General features: G+C 74.3%; 15 protein-coding genes. 7 read left to right on the top strand and 8 right to left on the bottom strand.

The features are described 5' to 3' along the window. Nucleotides 1–206 precede the first annotated feature (206 nt). The 3 genes from dhaK to AB0947_RS27015 all read left to right on the top strand — a co-directional run bounded on the left by dhaK (nucleotide 207) and on the right by AB0947_RS27015 (nucleotide 2279). Nucleotides 207–1199 carry a dihydroxyacetone kinase subunit DhaK gene (gene dhaK, locus AB0947_RS27025; RefSeq protein ID WP_366752913.1) on the top strand — a complete coding sequence of 331 codons (993 nt, stop codon included), beginning with the start codon at nucleotides 207–209 and terminating at the stop codon, nucleotides 1197–1199. Between the two features lie 67 nt (nucleotides 1200–1266). Further along, nucleotides 1267–1872 (top strand): dihydroxyacetone kinase subunit DhaL, encoded by a 606-nt coding sequence (gene dhaL / locus AB0947_RS27020; RefSeq protein WP_366752912.1) that lies wholly within the window; start codon nucleotides 1267–1269, stop codon nucleotides 1870–1872. Continuing rightward, entirely contained in the window at nucleotides 1869–2279 is a 411-nt protein-coding gene (locus AB0947_RS27015; protein WP_366752911.1) for a PTS fructose transporter subunit IIA, read from the top strand. The genes dhaL and AB0947_RS27015 overlap by 4 nt, the downstream gene beginning before the upstream one ends. A gap of 163 nt (nucleotides 2280–2442) precedes the next feature. Here the strand turns inward: AB0947_RS27015 and AB0947_RS27010 are convergent, their stop codons facing one another. Then, nucleotides 2443–3144 (bottom strand): glycoside hydrolase family 75 protein, encoded by a 702-nt coding sequence (locus AB0947_RS27010; RefSeq protein ID WP_366753049.1) that lies wholly within the window; start codon nucleotides 3142–3144, stop codon nucleotides 2443–2445. A gap of 420 nt (nucleotides 3145–3564) precedes the next feature. Here AB0947_RS27010 and AB0947_RS27005 point away from each other — a divergent pair, with 420 nt between their 5' ends. Together AB0947_RS27005 and AB0947_RS27000 are read left to right on the top strand one after the other, a co-directional pair. After that, entirely contained in the window at nucleotides 3565–4542 is a 978-nt protein-coding gene (locus tag AB0947_RS27005; RefSeq protein WP_366752910.1) for a fibronectin type III domain-containing protein, read from the top strand. 221 nt (nucleotides 4543–4763) lie between these two features. Continuing rightward, nucleotides 4764–5339 (top strand): hypothetical protein, encoded by a 576-nt coding sequence (locus tag AB0947_RS27000; RefSeq protein ID WP_366752909.1) that lies wholly within the window; start codon nucleotides 4764–4766, stop codon nucleotides 5337–5339. A 35-nt stretch (nucleotides 5340–5374) separates the two neighbouring features. Here the strand turns inward: AB0947_RS27000 and AB0947_RS26995 are convergent, their stop codons facing one another. The 4 genes from AB0947_RS26995 to AB0947_RS26980 all read right to left on the bottom strand — a co-directional run bounded on the left by AB0947_RS26995 (nucleotide 5375) and on the right by AB0947_RS26980 (nucleotide 9481). Beyond that, nucleotides 5375–5920: a PadR family transcriptional regulator gene (locus AB0947_RS26995; protein WP_366752908.1), complete on the bottom strand. Its 546-nt coding sequence runs from the start codon at nucleotides 5918–5920 to the stop codon at nucleotides 5375–5377. Between the two features lie 31 nt (nucleotides 5921–5951). Beyond that, entirely contained in the window at nucleotides 5952–7967 is a 2016-nt protein-coding gene (locus tag AB0947_RS26990; RefSeq protein ID WP_366752907.1) for an NADPH-dependent 2,4-dienoyl-CoA reductase, read from the bottom strand. Nucleotides 7968–8130: 163 nt separating this feature from the next. After that, nucleotides 8131–8505, bottom strand: a complete 375-nt coding sequence (locus AB0947_RS26985) for a hypothetical protein (RefSeq protein ID WP_366752906.1) — start codon at nucleotides 8503–8505, stop codon at nucleotides 8131–8133. Between the two features lie 94 nt (nucleotides 8506–8599). Continuing rightward, the gene (locus AB0947_RS26980; protein WP_366752905.1) at nucleotides 8600–9481 is read right to left on the bottom strand and encodes a hypothetical protein; all 882 of its coding nucleotides are present in this window, start codon (nucleotides 9479–9481) and stop codon (nucleotides 8600–8602) included. A gap of 335 nt (nucleotides 9482–9816) precedes the next feature. On the opposite strand from AB0947_RS26980, the gene AB0947_RS26975 reads away from it, so the two are divergent. Beyond that, nucleotides 9817–11895, top strand: coding sequence for a SpoIIE family protein phosphatase (locus AB0947_RS26975; protein WP_366752904.1), 2079 nt, complete (start codon nucleotides 9817–9819; stop codon nucleotides 11893–11895). A 69-nt stretch (nucleotides 11896–11964) separates the two neighbouring features. Here AB0947_RS26975 and AB0947_RS26970 read toward each other — a convergent pair whose 3' ends face one another. Beyond that, nucleotides 11965–12762 (bottom strand): putative protein N(5)-glutamine methyltransferase, encoded by a 798-nt coding sequence (locus AB0947_RS26970; protein WP_366752903.1) that lies wholly within the window; start codon nucleotides 12760–12762, stop codon nucleotides 11965–11967. 208 nt (nucleotides 12763–12970) lie between these two features. Beyond that, a complete protein-coding gene (locus AB0947_RS26965; RefSeq protein WP_366752902.1) occupies nucleotides 12971–14095 on the bottom strand; it encodes a hypothetical protein in 1125 nt (374 codons plus the stop codon). Between the two features lie 84 nt (nucleotides 14096–14179). Between AB0947_RS26965 and AB0947_RS26960 the strand changes: the two genes are divergently transcribed. Next, nucleotides 14180–14620 (top strand): MarR family winged helix-turn-helix transcriptional regulator, encoded by a 441-nt coding sequence (locus AB0947_RS26960; protein WP_366752901.1) that lies wholly within the window; start codon nucleotides 14180–14182, stop codon nucleotides 14618–14620. A 33-nt stretch (nucleotides 14621–14653) separates the two neighbouring features. On the opposite strand, the gene AB0947_RS26955 is transcribed toward AB0947_RS26960, so the two are convergent. Then, complete coding sequence (locus AB0947_RS26955; protein WP_366752900.1) at nucleotides 14654–15412, bottom strand: GNAT family N-acetyltransferase; 759 nt, start codon at nucleotides 15410–15412, stop codon at nucleotides 14654–14656. Nucleotides 15413–15522: the final 110 nt, after the last annotated feature.

The following is a 15522-nucleotide window of genomic DNA, read 5'->3' as shown; positions in this document are numbered from 1 at the left end:
GTCCGCCGCGGCGCGGCGGACACGCTGGGCCAAGCGGCCGCTACGCACCGTGAAGGGGTGCGGTCACAGGTGACCTTCGCCGCCGCAAGGTCGATACTTCCAGTAGACGGACGGGCGGCTTCCCTCCTCGGGCGGCCGTCAGTGCACCGCTGACCTGCGAAGACACGGGTCTTGGGCGCAACCGCCGAGCTCACGAGGAGATACGCATGAAGATGCTGATCAACGTCCCGGAGACCGTCGTGGCGGACGCGCTGCGTGGTTTCGCGGCCGCGTATCCGGACCTGAACGTGGACGTGGAGAACCGGGTGATCGTCCGCCGCGACGCTCCCGTGTCCGGTCAGGTCGCGCTCGTGTCGGGCGGCGGCTCGGGGCACGAGCCGCTGCACGGCGGGTTCGTCGGTCCGGGCATGCTGTCCGCCGCCTGCCCCGGAGAGGTGTTCACCTCGCCGGTGCCCGACCAGATGGCGCGGGCCGCGGCGGCCGTCGACAGCGGCGCGGGCGTGCTGTTCGTGGTGAAGAACTACACCGGCGACGTGCTCAACTTCGACATGGCGGCCGAGCTGGCCGAGGACGAGGGCATCCAGGTCGCCAAGGTGCTCGTCGACGACGACGTGGCCGTCACCGACAGTCTCTACACGGCCGGCCGGCGCGGCACCGGCGCGACGCTCTTCGTGGAGAAGATCGCGGGCGCCGCCGCGGCCGAGGGGCAGCCGCTGGAGCGCGTGGAGGCCATCGGCCGCCAGGTCAACGAGAACTCCCGCAGTTTCGGTGTGGCCCTGAGCGCCTGTACGACCCCGGCGAAGGGCAGCCCGACCTTCGATCTGCCGGACGGCGAGCTGGAGTTGGGCATCGGCATCCACGGCGAGCCGGGCCGCGAGCGGCGGCCGATGATGACCTCCGGGGAGATCGCCGACTTCGCGGTCAACGCCATCCTGGAGGACATGCCGCCGCGCAGCCCGGTCCTGGTCCTGGTCAACGGCATGGGGGCGACGCCGCTGCTGGAGCTGTACGGCTTCAACGCGGAGGTGCAGCGGGTGCTCCGGGAACGCGGGGTCGTCGTGGCCCGCACCCTCGTCGGCAACTACGTGACCTCGCTGGACATGGCGGGCGCCTCGGTGACGCTGTGCCAGGCCGACGAGGAGCTGCTGCGGCTGTGGGACGCGCCGGTGAAGACCCCGGCGCTGCGCTGGGGAATGTGATACGGCGGAGCAGACGGCGCACCGTCCCGGCCGAACGGCCGACAGCCCTACCACGCGAGGAGATCCAGTGCTCGACGCCGCATTCTTCCGCCGTTGGATGACGACGGCCGCCGCGTCCGTCAGCCGCGAGGCGGACCGGCTCACCGCTCTCGACTCGGCCATCGGGGACGCGGACCACGGCAGCAATCTGCAGCGCGGGTTCACCGCCGTGGCGGCCGCCCTGGAGAAGGACGCGCCGGACACCCCGGGGGCCGTGCTGACGCTGGCCGGGCGGCAGTTGATCTCGACGGTCGGCGGTGCGTCCGGGCCGCTGTACGGCACTCTGCTGCGCCGGACCGGCAAGGCGCTCGGGGACGCCGCCGAGGTCGGCGAGGAGGAGCTGGCCGCGGCGCTGCGCGCGGGCGTGGACGGGGTGATGGCGCTCGGCGGGGCGGCACCGGGCGACAAGACCATGATCGACGCCCTGGTGCCGGCCGTGGACGCGCTCGGCGCCGGGTTCGGCGCCGCGCGGGCCGCCGCGGAGGAGGGCGCGCTGGCCACCACGCCGTTGCAGGCGCGCAAGGGGCGGGCGAGCTATCTGGGCGAGCGCAGCATCGGCCACCAGGATCCGGGGGCGACCTCGTCGGCGCTGCTGATCGCCGCGCTGGCCGAGACGGCGGAGGCGGAGCAGTGAGCGAGGGGCGGCTGGTCGGGATCGTGCTGGTGTCGCACAGCGCGGAGGTGGCCGCCTCGGTCGCCGCGCTGGCGAAGGGTCTGGCGGGCGGGGCGACCGCGGTGCCGGTGGCCCCGGCAGGCGGCACGGAGGGCGGCGGGCTCGGCACCAGCGCCGAGCTGATCTCCGCCGCGGCGGCCTCGGTGGACCGGGGGGCCGGGGTGGCGGTCCTCACCGACCTGGGCAGCGCGGTGCTCACGGTAAAGGCGCTGCTCGCCGAGGGCGACGAACTGCCGGACGGCACGCGCCTGGTGGACGCGCCGTTCGTGGAGGGCGCGGTGGCCGCCGTGGTCACCTCCGCCGCCGGGGCGGACCTGGACGCGGTGGAGGCCGCGGCGGCGGAGGCGTACAGCTACCGCAAGGTGTGACGCGAGGGGCCCGGTCCCGGCACCCGGCCGGGCTCTCCCGGTCTGGGCCGACCGGCGGCGGGCCCGGACTCGCCGACGGGCCGGCCACCGGAGGCGCGGGGCGCCGCTCCCAGCCGCCGCGGATGACGGCCGGCAAGGGGCCCGTGAACCCCGGGCCCGCCGGTCAGTCGTTCGTGAGGAACTGTCTGGCCAGCCGCTCCCCCGTCGCCACCGCCTCCTCGTGGTCCTCGATCGGGGTGATCAGGGAGTCCCGGAAGAGGATGTAGGTCACGTCGGAGGGCGCCCCGCCGGTGAGCGGGTCGGGGTCGATGCCCAGGCCCTTGGCGGTGGCGTAGGAGGCCTCGCCGATGAGGTCGCTCGGGCCGGTGTCGCCGACGACCGCGTACTGCACCCGGTCGCCGTGGACGACGGCCGCCACGGAGCCGCCCTGGATGCCGTGCGCGCGGTAGTCCCAGCGGGAGCTGGGCGCGGGGACCACGATGTAGGGCAGGGTCTCGGCGTTCAGGTAGCGGCCGTCGGACTGCTGGAAGGCCGTGGTGGGGGCGAAGACCGGGTCGGTGCCGGAGTTGCAGTGGGTGGTGGGCCGGCCGTCGCAGTCGACGTCCAGGTCCGCCTTCCAGAAGACGGCGTCGTCGGTGCCGCAGACGGGGACGGTCGCGGGGCTGCTCGCGTCGGTGCGGTACCGGCCCCGGGAGAGTTCGGTGCACGTGCCGGTCCGGGCCAGCAGGTCGGCGGCGGTGACGCCGCCCTCGTCCCGGGCCGCGGGCCGCTCGCGGGGCGGGACGGCGGTGGCCGGGGCGGGCAGCGCCGCCGGGGCGATCAGGGCGGCGCCGGCCGCGGCCAGGATCAGCGACGGGACACGCACGATGGGGGACCCTCTCGTCGGGGACGTGGCGGACATCCAGCACACTGTGGTGGCCGCTCCGGGCGCGGGGCCACGGGAGCCGCCGCGAAGGGGCCGGATGGAGCACGCCGCTGACACCCCGTCAGGGGACTGTCGGGCGAGCCTAGGGCCCGGCGGGGGACAACAGGGGCCGGGGAACCGGACGGGTACCGACCCGGATCCCCCGGCCACCCGCGCCGGCGCGGGTTCGGCGACGACAGCGTGTCCGCGCCGCAGGCATGAACTTCCCTGCCCTCTTGGGTAGTTCAGCCGCAGGAACGTCCAGCATACGTAACGTCCGGGGCTGCTCACCAACGCGGCCCCCTTGCTGTGGCCGCACCGGCCGGGCATATTGGTCCGGACCTTTAAGGGATTGCCGAGGCCGTCCGGGGGAGGCAGAGCGTGCGACGCGTTCCCGTTCCGCTCGTACTGTTCTGCGGCTCGCTGCTGCTGGTCGCGTCCTGCGGCTGGAGCCGGTCCGACGACGGTGGCGGCGAGGGCCGGGTGCCCGGTGCTCCGGCCGGGGTCACCGCCGCGGCCGGCAGCGCCACGAGCGTCCATGTGATGTGGAACGCGGCACCGGACGGTTCCGGGGTCCGCGTCTACGAGGTCTATCGCGGCCACACCAAAGTGGCTGAGGTACCGGGTTCGCAGCACATGGTGGACGTCACCAGGCTCAGGCCGTCCACCATGTATGCGTTCACCGTCCGGGCCCGGGACGGCGCGGGCCGGCTGGGTCCGCCCAGCCGGGCGGTGCGGGCCCGGACGCCGGTGCAGGCGGCGGCGGACCGCTCCGCACCGACTCGGCCGCCCACGACCACCGGGCGCGCCGTGGGCAGCCGCGCGGTCCAGCTGTCCTGGGGGGCGTCACGGGACGACCGGGGCGTGCTGTCGTACGACGTCTACCAGGGCGGAGTGAAGATCCACAGCGTCGGCGGCAACCAGACCGCCACCGTCGTCACCGGCCTGCGCCCCGGCAGCCGTTACGTCTTCACGGTCCGGGCCCGCGACGCCGCCGACAACCTCTCCCCCGCCGGCGCACCGGTCCGCCTCACCACGCCCGGCACCGACGACGGCCGCGGCACCGCGCCCACCGGGTTCACCGCCGCCACCCACCGCTCGGGCCGGGCCCACTACATCGACCTGGCCTGGGACCCGCCGCGCACGGACGGGGTGATCACCGAGTACCTGATCCAGCTGGACCGCACCACGGCCACCTCGCTCGTCTGGGGCGGCACACCACCGCGCGGCCGGGCACGCTACAGCTTCTACGCCGGCACCGACGCCGGCGAGGTGCACCGCGTGCGGCTGCGGGCCCGGCTGCCGGACGGCACCTGGGGCGGCTGGTCGGCGGAGCGGACGGTGACCACGGGCGGCTGACCGGCGCACCGGACCCGCGTCGCCGCGCGGGGCGGCGCACCCGCCGATCGGGCCGGTGTGTCCCTTCTGCGCCGGACGGCGGAACGCGTCACCCGACCGGGTCCGCCCCGCATGCGGGCGGGTCCGGGGGCGCGTTGGCTGCGGTAGTGGCAGCACGGACGTTCCCCGACCCCCGGCGGCGCATGGGACGTACCGCCGACCGTGCCGCCGGAGGCCAGCCCATGCACACCTCGCGACTTCCGCTCCGCCGCGGCCTGGCCCTGGCGGCCGCCGCCCTCCTCCCGGCCGCGCTCGCCGGGCCGTCCGCCGCGGCCTCGGGCATCTCGGTCAGCACCACCGGCACCACGGTCTCCGTGGTCACCAGCGCCTGCACCCTGATCAACGGCAGCTGGGGCACGGCGGCCCTGCTCACCGACCGTCAGGCGAACTTCGCCCAGGGCCGCCAGGTGGCGCTGACCGGCACCTCCGTCAGCCAGTCCGCGGCCTGGACCGGGGTGAGCCCGGGCACGTACACCGTGGCGGTGGTGTGCTCCAGCGGTCTCACGGCGGGCAGCCAGTCGGTGATCGTGTCCGCGTCCGCGCCCGCGTCCGTGAGACCGGCGGTCCCCTCGACGCGACCGACGATCTCCTCGACGTCCAGCCCGGCGGCACCGTCCCGGGGCGTGATGGGCGGGCTCGGCGGTGCCGCCCGCGACTACGGCCCGCTGACCCTGGGCGTCGGCGCGACCCTGGTCGGCGCCGGGGTCGTCGCCACGGGCTGGGTGCTGCGCCGCCGTTCGAAGCCGTACCGGCTCTGAGCGGGCCGCACGGCCGCGGCGGCGGACGCGCGCCCTCAGTCGGCGTCCGGCAGCCCGGCGAACTCCGCCAGGGCCTGCGTCAGCCACTGGGTCCAGAAGGTCTCCAGGTCGATGCCCGCCCGCAGGACCAGGTGGCGCAGGCGGTCCTGCGGGGCGTCCCGGTCCGGCGGGAAGTCGCGCTGCTCGATCTGCCGGTACTCGGCCAGCTGCCGCCGGTGCAGCTCCAGATGGCGGCGCAGATCGTCCTCCAGGCCCGCGGTGCCGACCACGGCCGCCGCGCGCAGCCGCAGCAGCAGCGGATCGCGCATGGCCCTCGGGTCCTGCGCGGCGGCGGTCCAGCGGGCCAGCTCGGCGCGGCCCGCCGGCAGGACCTCGTACCTCTTCTTCTGCCCGCGGGCCGGCTGCTCGGCCGGCAGGGTGCGGATGAGGCCCTCCGCTTCCAGCTTCCCCAGCTCGCGGTAGATCTGCTGGTGCGTCGCGGACCAGAAGTAGCCGATCGACTTGTCGAACCGGCGGGTCAGCTCCAGTCCCGACGACGGCTTTTCCAGCAGGGCGGTGAGGATCGCGTGCGGGAGTGACATGGGGTCATCCTAGGGAGGCGCGCGGACGGCCCTACAGCGCCGCCGCCAGTTCCGTGCCCTGCTTGATCGCCCGCTTGGCGTCCAGTTCGGCCGCGACGTCGGCGCCGCCGATCAGGTGCGCGCTGCGCCCGGCGGCCAGCAGCTCCTCGTACAGCTCCCGGCGCGGTTCCTGGCCGGTGCAGAGCACGACCGTGTCGACCTCCAGGACCGTGCTCTCCTCTCCGACGGTGATGTGCAGCCCGGCGTCGTCGATCCGGTCGTAGCGCACGCCCGGCACCATGGTCACGCCCCGGTGCTTCAGCTCGGTGCGGTGGATCCAGCCGGTGGTCTTGCCGAGTCCGGCGCCGACCTTGCTGGTCTTGCGCTGGAGCAGGTGGACCTGGCGGGGCGGCGCGGGCCGCTCGGGGGCGGTGAGCCCGCCCGGCGCCCGGTAGTCCGTGTCGACGCCCCAGTTCCGGAAGTACGTCTCCGGGTCCTCGCTCGCCTTGTCGCCGCCGTCCGTGAGGAACTCGGCGACGTCGAAGCCGATGCCGCCGGCGCCGAGGACGGCGACGCGGTCGCCGACGGGGGCGCCGTCGCGCAGCACGTCGAGGTAGCCGAGGACGCGGGGGTGGTCGACGCCGGGGATGTCGGGGGTGCGCGGGGTGACGCCGGTGGCGACGACGACCTCGTCGAAGCCCTCCAGGTCGCCGGCCTCCACCCAGGTCTCCAGGCGGACCTCGACGCCGTGGGCCTGGAGCTGGTGGCGGAAGTAGCGCAGCGTCTCGTCGAACTCCTGCTTGCCGGGCACCTTGCGGGCGACGTTGAGCTGTCCGCCGATGTCGCCCGCCGCGTCGAACAGGGTGACGGCGTGGCCCCGTTCGGCGGCGGAGACCGCGCAGGCGAGGCCGGCCGGGCCGGCGCCGACGACGGCGACGCGCTTCTTCAGCCGGACCGGCGCGAGGACCAGCTCGGTCTCGTGGCAGGCACGCGGATTGACCAGGCAGGAGGTGATCTGCCCGCTGAAGGTGTGGTCGAGGCAGGCCTGGTTGCAGCCGATGCAGGTGTTGATGGCCTCCGGGGTGCCGGCGGCGGCCTTGGCGACGAAGTCGGGGTCGGCCAGCATCGGGCGGGCCAGGGAGACCATGTCCGCGCAGCCGTCGGCCAGCAGTCGCTCGGCGAGTTCCGGGGTGTTGATGCGGTTGGTGGTCACCAGGGGCACGGACACCGCGCCCATGAGCTTCTTGGTGACCCAGGTGTAGGCGCCGCGCGGCACGGAGGTGGCGATGGTGGGGATGCGGGCCTCGTGCCAGCCGATGCCGGTGTTGATGATCGTGGCCCCTGCGGCCTCGACGGCCTTGCCGAGCGCGATCACCTCGTCCAGCGAGGAGCCGCCCGGAACCAGGTCCAGCATGGACAGCCGGTAGATGATGACGAAGTCCTCGCCGACGGCCTCGCGCACCCGCCGGACGATCTCGACGGGGAACCGCATCCGGTTCTCGTAGGGGCCGCCCCAGCGGTCCGTGCGCCGGTTCGTCCGCGCGGCGATGAACTCGTTGATCAGATAGCCCTCGGAGCCCATGATCTCGACGCCGTCGTAGCCGGCCTGCCGGGCGAGGCGGGCGGCGCGCGCGTAGTCCTCGATGGTGCGCTCGACGTCGGCGTCGGTCAGCTCGCGGGGGACGAAGGGGCTGATGGGCGCCTGGAGCGGGCTCGGCGCGACGAGGTCCCGGTGGTAGGCGTACCGGCCGAAGTGCAGGATCTGCATCGCGATCCGGCCGCCCTCGCGGTGCACGGCCTCGGTGACGGTCCGGTGCCGCTCGGCCTCCGCCTCGGTGGTGAGCATGGCGCCGCCCTCGTACGGCCGTCCCTCCTCGTTGGGCGCGATGCCGCCCGTGACGATGAGGCCCACTCCCCCGCGCGCGCGGGCCGCGTAGAACGCCGCCATCCGTTCGAAGCCGCCCTCGGCCTCCTCCAGGCCGACGTGCATGGAGCCCATGAGCACGCGGTTGGGCAGCGTGGTGAAGCCCAGGTCGAGCGGGGTCATCAGATGCGGGTAACGGCTCATCGGGCCCTCCGTGCGCGGTGCGGTCACCTCCTGTTGTAGAGGAAGCCCGAGCCTTTGTGCAACTAGTTGCACAATCGGCGGCACGCGGGAACCGACGGTCCGGCGCGGCGACGCCCCGGCCGGCGGTGGGCCGGCCGGGGCGTCGCCCGGAACCTCGACGCGGTCAGCGGCTCTCCAGGCGCAGGTGCAGGTCCCGCTCCTGGTCGCCGGAGGCCGTGCAGGTCTCCTGCACGGTGAACATCGAGTCCAGGGTGGTGCGGAACCGCTCCACCGCCCAGTAGCTGCCCTGCACGTCCGCCTGGACCGGCGAGTCGAGGTGGACCGGCGGGCAGCCCCCGCCGCGGGTGTCCGAGACGTCGTACGTACCGAGCCATACCATCGGACGGGTCTCGTGGAGCTGCTGCGGTACCTCTTCCGGAGTCCGGTCGGAGGCGAAGCAGGCGCTGAGCGCTTCGAAGACGAGCCGGGCGTCGTCCTTGGAATAGCCGCTGATCTCCACCGAGACGGTTTCCGGATGCGACCGCTCCGTGTCTGCCATGATCGCTCCTTTCGTGGCCGTGCTGCGGTGGAACGGGGTACCCCGCCGAACCGCATCCATCCTCAGCAAAGCACCACCGGTCGCCGGGCACACCTCAGCCGCGGGAGAACTTGTACGTCTTGCTGTCCGTCAGCACGCAGAAGCCGGGCGAGACAACGATCACACGCAGGGTGCCGCTCCTGCGGTCGTAGTCGATGCCCTCCGCCTCGAAGGTGCCCGAGCAGGAGCTGCGCAGCGGCAGCTGACGCAGCGCCGTGACATGCCCGGAGACGTCCGCCGTGCCGTTCGGCGCGGCCGACAGGTCGATCTGGAGCAGCGGTTTGGTGAGGCCGAACAGGCTGCCCTCCGGGTCGTCGGAGGAGCACAGCAGGGTCGTGGGGCCGGAGAAGTCGCAGCCCTGGACGTCGCGGACGGCGTGGTCCAGACGGACGGTGGAGACCTGCGGGAGGTTCGCCGAGGGCGAGGTGGCCGGGTTGACGCCCGGGGTCGGGAAGACCAGCAGCCGGGTCATCGTGCCCCACTCGCCGGACAGCATCCACTGGCCGTCGGGCGAGATCGCGGCCCAGGAGTTGTTCAGCGCCTCGCCCGCGCCCAGCGTGTGGACGTACTCCGACCAGGCGCCGCCGGGCGCCTGCACCCGGAACATCTTGGAATTGCCGGAGTCCCGCTGGTAGGGCTCGACGTAATAGCCGTCGTACGAGGCGTCGGGGTCGCCGACGTGATTCCAGCCGCGGCTGGAGACGCCGAGGGGAATGGTGCCGATGCCGGTGTAGCGGTTGGGGCTGTTCGCCGGGACCTCCACCGAGGCCAGGCCCTGGCTCTCGGTCAGCGGGTCGGCGCGGTCGGAGCCGGTCTCGGTCCAGGTGTCCGCCGCGTGGGCGGGCGCGGGCGCGGCGAGCGACACGACGGCGGCGGTGGCGAGGGTGACGAGTCCGGCGAGAACTGCGTGACAACGTTGCCGGGCGGACACGGGCATGGCCGACTCCTCTGCGGGTGGGGGGCCCGGGGCGAGCGGGCGGGATCACTCGGTCGGCGGACAGTCTGGCGTGGCGCCGTAGTCATGTACAGACCAACAGAGCAACATGAGCGTGAACTCTCACGGCCCGCCGGACCGCGCTGTACGGTCTCGGCAGGAGGTCCGGCACGGCGCGCACCGCCGGCGCGACGGCTTCGGCGGACGGCCGCGCCGTGTTGAGAGATGGTGGAGGTAGGCGGCGAAGGCGTCGGAGAGTCGGGTGTGAGCGCGGTAGAACCAGGGGATTCGGCACGGGGGACGGCGTGCCGTGCGGACGGGCGAAGGCGGTGCGTGGCATGAGTGCACCCGGGGCTCCGGTGACGGAGGGCGGCGAACCGGCGCGTGGGCCGGTGCCTCCGGGCGGCCTGCTCGACGTCCTCGGCGTGGCGTCGGTGGTGCTGGACACCGACGGGCGGATCGTCCTGTGGAGCCCGCAGGCGGAGGAGCTGTTCGGCTACACCGCGCAGGAGGCCCTCGGCCAGTACGCCGCCCGGCTGATGGTGCACGAACGGCACATCCAGCTGGTCGGCAAGCTCTTCGCCGACGTGATGCGCACCGGGCAGAGCTGGGCCGGCGGCTTCCCGGTCCGGCACAAGGACGGCAGCACCCGTCTGGTGGAGTTCCGCAACATGCGGCTGCTGGACGACCAGGGGGACGTGTACGCGCTCGGGCTCGCCGCCGACCAGTCGACGGTGCGGCGGCTGGAGCAGGACGTGGCGCTGTCCGAGCGGATGGTGATGCAGTCACCGATCGGCTACGCCGTCCTGGACACCGGCCTGCGGTTCGCCTCGGTCAATCCGGCCCTGGAGGAGATGAACGGGGTGCCGGCCGCCGGGCACGTGGGCCGGACGGTGCGCGAGGTGCTGCCGATGCTGGACACCGAGGCCCTGGAGGCCGCCGCCCGGCAGGTGCTGGACACCGGGGCGCCGGTGATCGACGCCACGCTCGTCGGCCGCACGCCCGCCGACCCGGACGCGGACCACACCTGGTCGCACTCGCTGTACCGGCTGGAGGACGCGATGGGCAATGTGCTCGGGGTGGCGGTCTCGATGACCGACATCACCGAGCAGCACCGGGCCTCGGTGGAGCGGGAGGCCGCGCGACGCCGGCTCGCGGTCATCGCGGACGCCTCCGCCCGGATCGGTACGACGCTGGAGCTGGAGCGCACCGCGTGCGAACTGGCCGACGTCGCCGTGCCGGAACTGGCGGACGTGGCGGCCGTGGACCTGCTGGAGGCGGTGGTCGAGGGCCGGCGCAGCACCCTGGGCCCCTCGGAGGCGGCGGTGATCCGGGCCCTCGCGGTCCGTCCGGCGGAGGGTACGGAGGCGGTGCTGGCCGCCGACCCGCCCGGCCGGACCGCCCGCTACGCGCCCGACCGCCTGGTCACCGAGTGCGTGCGCACCGCCGAGGCGGTCCTGGTGCCGCAGGTGAAGGACGAGGACCTGCCGCGCATCGCCCGCTCCCCCGAGGCGGCCGTGCTGCTGGGCCGGGCGGGCCTGCACTCGTACCTCGCGGTGCCGCTGATCGCGCGCGGCGAGGTGCTGGGTGCGCTCGACCTCAAACGCACCCGCAATCCGGCGCCCTTCGACGAGGACGACGTCCTGCTGGCGCGCGAGCTGGCCGCCCGCGCGGCGGTGCAGATCGACAACGCGCGCTGGTACCAGAACGCCCGCAACACCGCGCTGACCCTCCAGCGCAGCCTGCTGCCCGGCCATCCGCCGGTCACCACCGGCCTGGAGGTGGCCTCCCGGTACCAGCCGGCGGGCGCCACCAGCGAGGTCGGCGGGGACTGGTTCGACGTGATCCCGCTGGAGGGGGACAAGACCGCGCTCGTCGTCGGTGATGTGATGGGCAGCGGCATCAGCGCCGCCGCCACGATGGGCCGGCTGCGCACCGCGACGACCACCCTGGCCGCGCTCGACCTCGATCCGGCGCGGCTGCTCGAGCACCTGGACAACACGACCTCGGCCCTGAACCACTCGATCGCGACCTGCGTGTACGCCGTCCACGACCCGCATCTGCGGCAGTGCCGGATCGCCAACGCCGGCCACCTGCCGCCGGCGCGCGTGCGGCCCGGCCGCCCGGCGGAGCTGCTCGACCTGCCCACCGGGGTGCCGCTGGGGGTGGGCGGGGTCGGCTTCTCCACCGTCACGGTCGACTTCGCGCCCGGCGACGAGCTGGTGTTCTACACCGACGGCCTGGTGGAGACCCGCCGGCACTCGCTCGACGAACGCCTGGCCTTCCTGCTGTCCCTGCTCGACGACCCGGCCCGCCCGCTGGAGGAGGCGTGCGACCTGCTGCTGCGCACGCTGCACCACCCGGACAACCACGACGACGTGGCCCTGCTCATCGCCCGGGCGCAGGAACTGCCGTAGGTCTTGGGGCTCCCGCGGCCTCGGGCGGTCGGGCGGTCGGGCGGCTGACGGGGGTTCGCGGAACCGGGGTCACCCTCGGGCCGGGGGCCGTACGCCGATCACCACATGCGCGTACAGCTCCTCGCTGACCGCCAGGCGGGTCGTCAGGCCCGCGGTCTCAAAGGCCCGTACGGCGGCCGGGGCCTGGCGTTCGCTGGTCTCGGTGAGCAGGCAGCCGCCGGGGGCGAGCCACTCGTGCGCCCCGGTGGCCACCCGGCGCAGCACGTCGAGCCCGTCGGCCCCGCCGTCCAGCGCCACCAGCGGCTCGTGCTCGCGGGCCTCCGCGGGCAGCAGGGCCACCTCGGCGGTGGGTACGTAGGGCACGTTGGCGGTCAGGACACCCACCCGGCCGCGCAGGCCGGCGGGCAGCGCGTCGTACAGGTCGCCCTGGTGCGCCCGGCCGCCGAACGCGGCGAGATTGCGGCGGGCACAGCGCACGGCGGCCGGATCGATGTCGGCGGCGTGCACCTCCGCCCCGTCCAGGGCGGCGGCCAGCGCCGCGCCGAGCGCGCCGGAACCACAGCACAGGTCCACCACGACGGTCGCGTCCGGCGCGGCGGCCAGCGCCTGGTCGACCAGGAACTCGGTACGGCGGCGGGGGACGAACACGCCGGGTTCCAGGGTGACGCGCAGCCCGTGGAACCCGGCCCAGCCGAGGACCTGTTCGAGCGGCAGCCCGGCGGCGCGCCGGTCCACCATGCCGGCCGCCTCCTCGGGGGTGCGGGCGGTGGCGAGGATCAACTCGGCCTCGTCCTCGGCGAAGACGCACCCTGCGGCGCGCAACGCGGAGACGACGTCGGACGGGGAGAACGGAACGGGAAGGGGCATGGAAGCCGGAAGCCTTTCGGGAGCGCGAAGCCTTCAGGGCGCTCCCGCGGTCACCGGAGCCGGCGTACCGCGCCGTCACGAGGAGGGAGCACCCCAGCCGACACAGCGGAAATGGGTCTCACCTCCTCGTCATCGAAGCCGCGGGGCGTCCGCGGCCGGACGGCCACCTTACCCGACGGCCGCCGACGGGCCCTCGGGGAGGCGGGGTTCAGACACCGACCGTCTCCTCGGCCTCCTCCTCGGCCTCCTGCGCGGCCTCCTCCTCGGCGGCCCGCCGGGGCTCCCGGCCGGACCCGGACCCGGCGGACCCGGACCCGGCGGACCCGGACCCGGCGGGTGCGGCCTCGGCGCCGGGGACGGCCGCCTCCTGGCGGGCGGCGCGGGTGCGTTCGTACAGGGCGGCCACCGCGGTCACGAGGACACCGGCCAGTAGCCAGGCCACCAGGGTCCACACGGCGCGGGACAGGCCGTCACCGCCGAAGTAGAGCAGGCCGCGGGAGCCCTCGACGAAGCCGGCGCCGTTCCAGAAGGCGTGCAGGGTGCCGAAGAAGCCGTTCTGGAGTTCGGGTCGGAACAGGCCGCCGGAGCTCGTGAAGTTCAGCATCACGAACAGCACCATCATGGTGAGCGTCGTCCACCGCTTGAGGAACGTGTGCAGGCCCACACCGACGAGGAGGATGCCCGCCGAGTACAGCGAGGCCATGCCCCAGACGCCCGCGAGGTCGTGGTGGGCGAGGTGGAACACCGGCCCGGCGAGCAGCGCGCCGATGCCGCCGACCACGGCGGCGACGCCGAGCGCGAGCAGCGCCCGGACCCGCATCGCGAGGGCGGCACCCGCGGCGCCGAGCGCGGCGACGGAGGCGTACGAGCCGATGCTGACCGCGACGAGCAGGAAGAACAGGCCCTGCCCGGTGGGGTCGTCGGCGACCGGGGCGGCCACGTCGGTCACCGTCAGCGGCACACCCTCCCGGGCGACGACCGGCGTGAAGACCTTCTCCACGGCGGTGGCCCCCATGTCGGACGCGGCGCTCGCCACCAGCAGTTCGGGCGCCTTGGCGCTCGGCACGTAGGCGCCGGTCACCTCGCGGGACATGAGCAGGTGGACGGCGTCGGCCCGGGTGGCGACCGTGCGGACGTCGAGCCCGTCCCCCGCGGCGTCCTTGACGGTCTGCGCGAAGACCTTCGCCTTCGGGGCGGTGCCGACGACGGCGACCGGCAGGTGGTGCGGCTCGGGGGTGACGAACGCCCCCATGTACGCGAGCCCCATGCCGACGCACATCAGCAGCGGGGTGATCAGGTGCGTGAGCACATGGCGCAGTGCCGGTGACCTCATCGCGCGCGGACCTCCAAAGGTTGGCTTATACAACTCTGACTTCAAGTTGTACTATACAACTAGACCGTCGGAGGAGGTATTCCCGTGAGCGCAGCGGAGTCGGCCGTCGAGACGATCCAGCGCGAGATGACCATCTTCGCCCGCCGGGCCCGTGCCTCGGCGGGCCGCATGCACCCCGAGCTGTCCCTGGTGTCGTACACCCTGCTCGGCCACCTGGAGGAGCGCGGCGGCTGCCGGGCGACGGACCTGGCGGCGCACTACGCCCTGGACAAGTCGACGGTCAGCCGCCAGGTGGCGGCGCTGGAGCGGGCCGGGCTGATCGAGCGCCGGCTGGACCCGGAGGACCACCGGGTCCAGGTGCTGCATCTGACGGACGCCGGCCAGGAGATCCTGGCCCAGGTCACCCGCAGCCGCCGGGCCGCGTTCCGGGAACGGCTCGCGGACTGGCCGGAGGAGGACCTGGTGCGCTTCGCCGCCTACCTGGAGCGCTACAACGCCGGCCCGGGCGGCGCGGACCCGGACTGAGGCGGCGGCCCGGCCGGGGGGAGCGGCGCCGGTCTACGGCACCGGCACGGCCGCGCGGTCCTCCGCCGGCCGCTGCGGTGCCCTCGCCGCGAGGAACGCGGTACGGCGGCGCAGCCGGAAGCCGAGGGACTCGTACAGCCGGATGGCGTTGGTGTTCTCGGCGCTCGTGTGCAGGAACGGGGTCTCGCCGCGCTCGCGGATGCCGTGCGCGACCGCGAGGATCAGGCGGGTGGCCAGGCCCTCGCCGCGGAAGGCGGGATCGGTGCAGACCGCGCTGATCTCGGTCCAGCCCGGCGGGTGCAGCCGCTCGCCCGCCATGGCGATCAGCGCGCCGTCGCGCCGGATGCCCAGGTAGGTGCCGAGTTCCACGGTGCGGGGCAGGAACGGTCCCGGCTGGGTCCGGGCCACCAGGTCGAGCATCTCGGGCACGTCCGCCGGGCCGAGGCGGACCGCCTCCGGGTCCGGCGCCGCGGCGAGGCCGTCGTCCACGAACTGCACGCCCTCGACCCGGAAGGTGATCTCCCAGCCCTCCGGCAGCTCCCCGCGGAACCCGGGCAGTGCCACCTCGGCGCCGGGACCGGCCAGCGCGGCGACGTCCGCCCAGTCCCGCGCGTCCGGGTCGTCGGGCAGGGCCAGCCAGGGGGAGACGTCGACCGGATAGCGCAGCACCCGGCCGCGCCGCTCGGCGAAGCGGGCGTGCGGGCCGGTCAGGGAGGCGAGCGCCGGGTTGTCGAGGACGTGCGGGGCGGCGGGGGCCGGTCCGGGGACGCCCGGGCTCGTCACGGCGCTCATCCGGCCGCCTCGGTCACGGTCCTGGAGACATGGGCCTGGAGCATCCTCGTTTCCTCACTTCTCTCGTGCTGTCACCGGCGCACCGGCGCCGGCACTAATCGGCAAGGAGC

Origin of the sequence: Streptomyces sp. NPDC047841, assembly GCF_040704085.1 — a bacterium.
Classification (GTDB): Bacteria; Actinomycetota; Actinomycetes; order Streptomycetales; family Streptomycetaceae; genus Streptomyces; species Streptomyces argyrophylli.
This window is presented reverse-complemented; position numbering and strand designations above follow the sequence as displayed.

Bases quoted from the DNA above. Each gene is read 5' to 3' on its own strand.
- dhaK (WP_366752913.1), top strand. From the start codon at position 207: ATGAAGATGCTGATCAACGTCCCGGAGACCGTCGTGGCGGACGCGCTG.
- AB0947_RS27000 (WP_366752909.1), top strand. From the start codon at position 4,764: ATGCACACCTCGCGACTTCCGCTCCGCCGCGGCCTGGCCCTGGCGGCC.
- AB0947_RS26995 (WP_366752908.1), bottom strand. From the start codon at position 5,920: ATGTCACTCCCGCACGCGATCCTCACCGCCCTGCTGGAAAAGCCGTCG.
- AB0947_RS26990 (WP_366752907.1), bottom strand. From the start codon at position 7,967: ATGAGCCGTTACCCGCATCTGATGACCCCGCTCGACCTGGGCTTCACC.
- AB0947_RS26985 (WP_366752906.1), bottom strand. From the start codon at position 8,505: ATGGCAGACACGGAGCGGTCGCATCCGGAAACCGTCTCGGTGGAGATC.
- AB0947_RS26980 (WP_366752905.1), bottom strand. From the start codon at position 9,481: ATGCCCGTGTCCGCCCGGCAACGTTGTCACGCAGTTCTCGCCGGACTC.
- AB0947_RS26975 (WP_366752904.1), top strand. From the start codon at position 9,817: ATGAGTGCACCCGGGGCTCCGGTGACGGAGGGCGGCGAACCGGCGCGT.
- AB0947_RS26970 (WP_366752903.1), bottom strand. From the start codon at position 12,762: ATGCCCCTTCCCGTTCCGTTCTCCCCGTCCGACGTCGTCTCCGCGTTG.
- AB0947_RS26965 (WP_366752902.1), bottom strand. From the start codon at position 14,095: ATGAGGTCACCGGCACTGCGCCATGTGCTCACGCACCTGATCACCCCG.
- AB0947_RS26955 (WP_366752900.1), bottom strand. From the start codon at position 15,412: ATGAGCGCCGTGACGAGCCCGGGCGTCCCCGGACCGGCCCCCGCCGCC.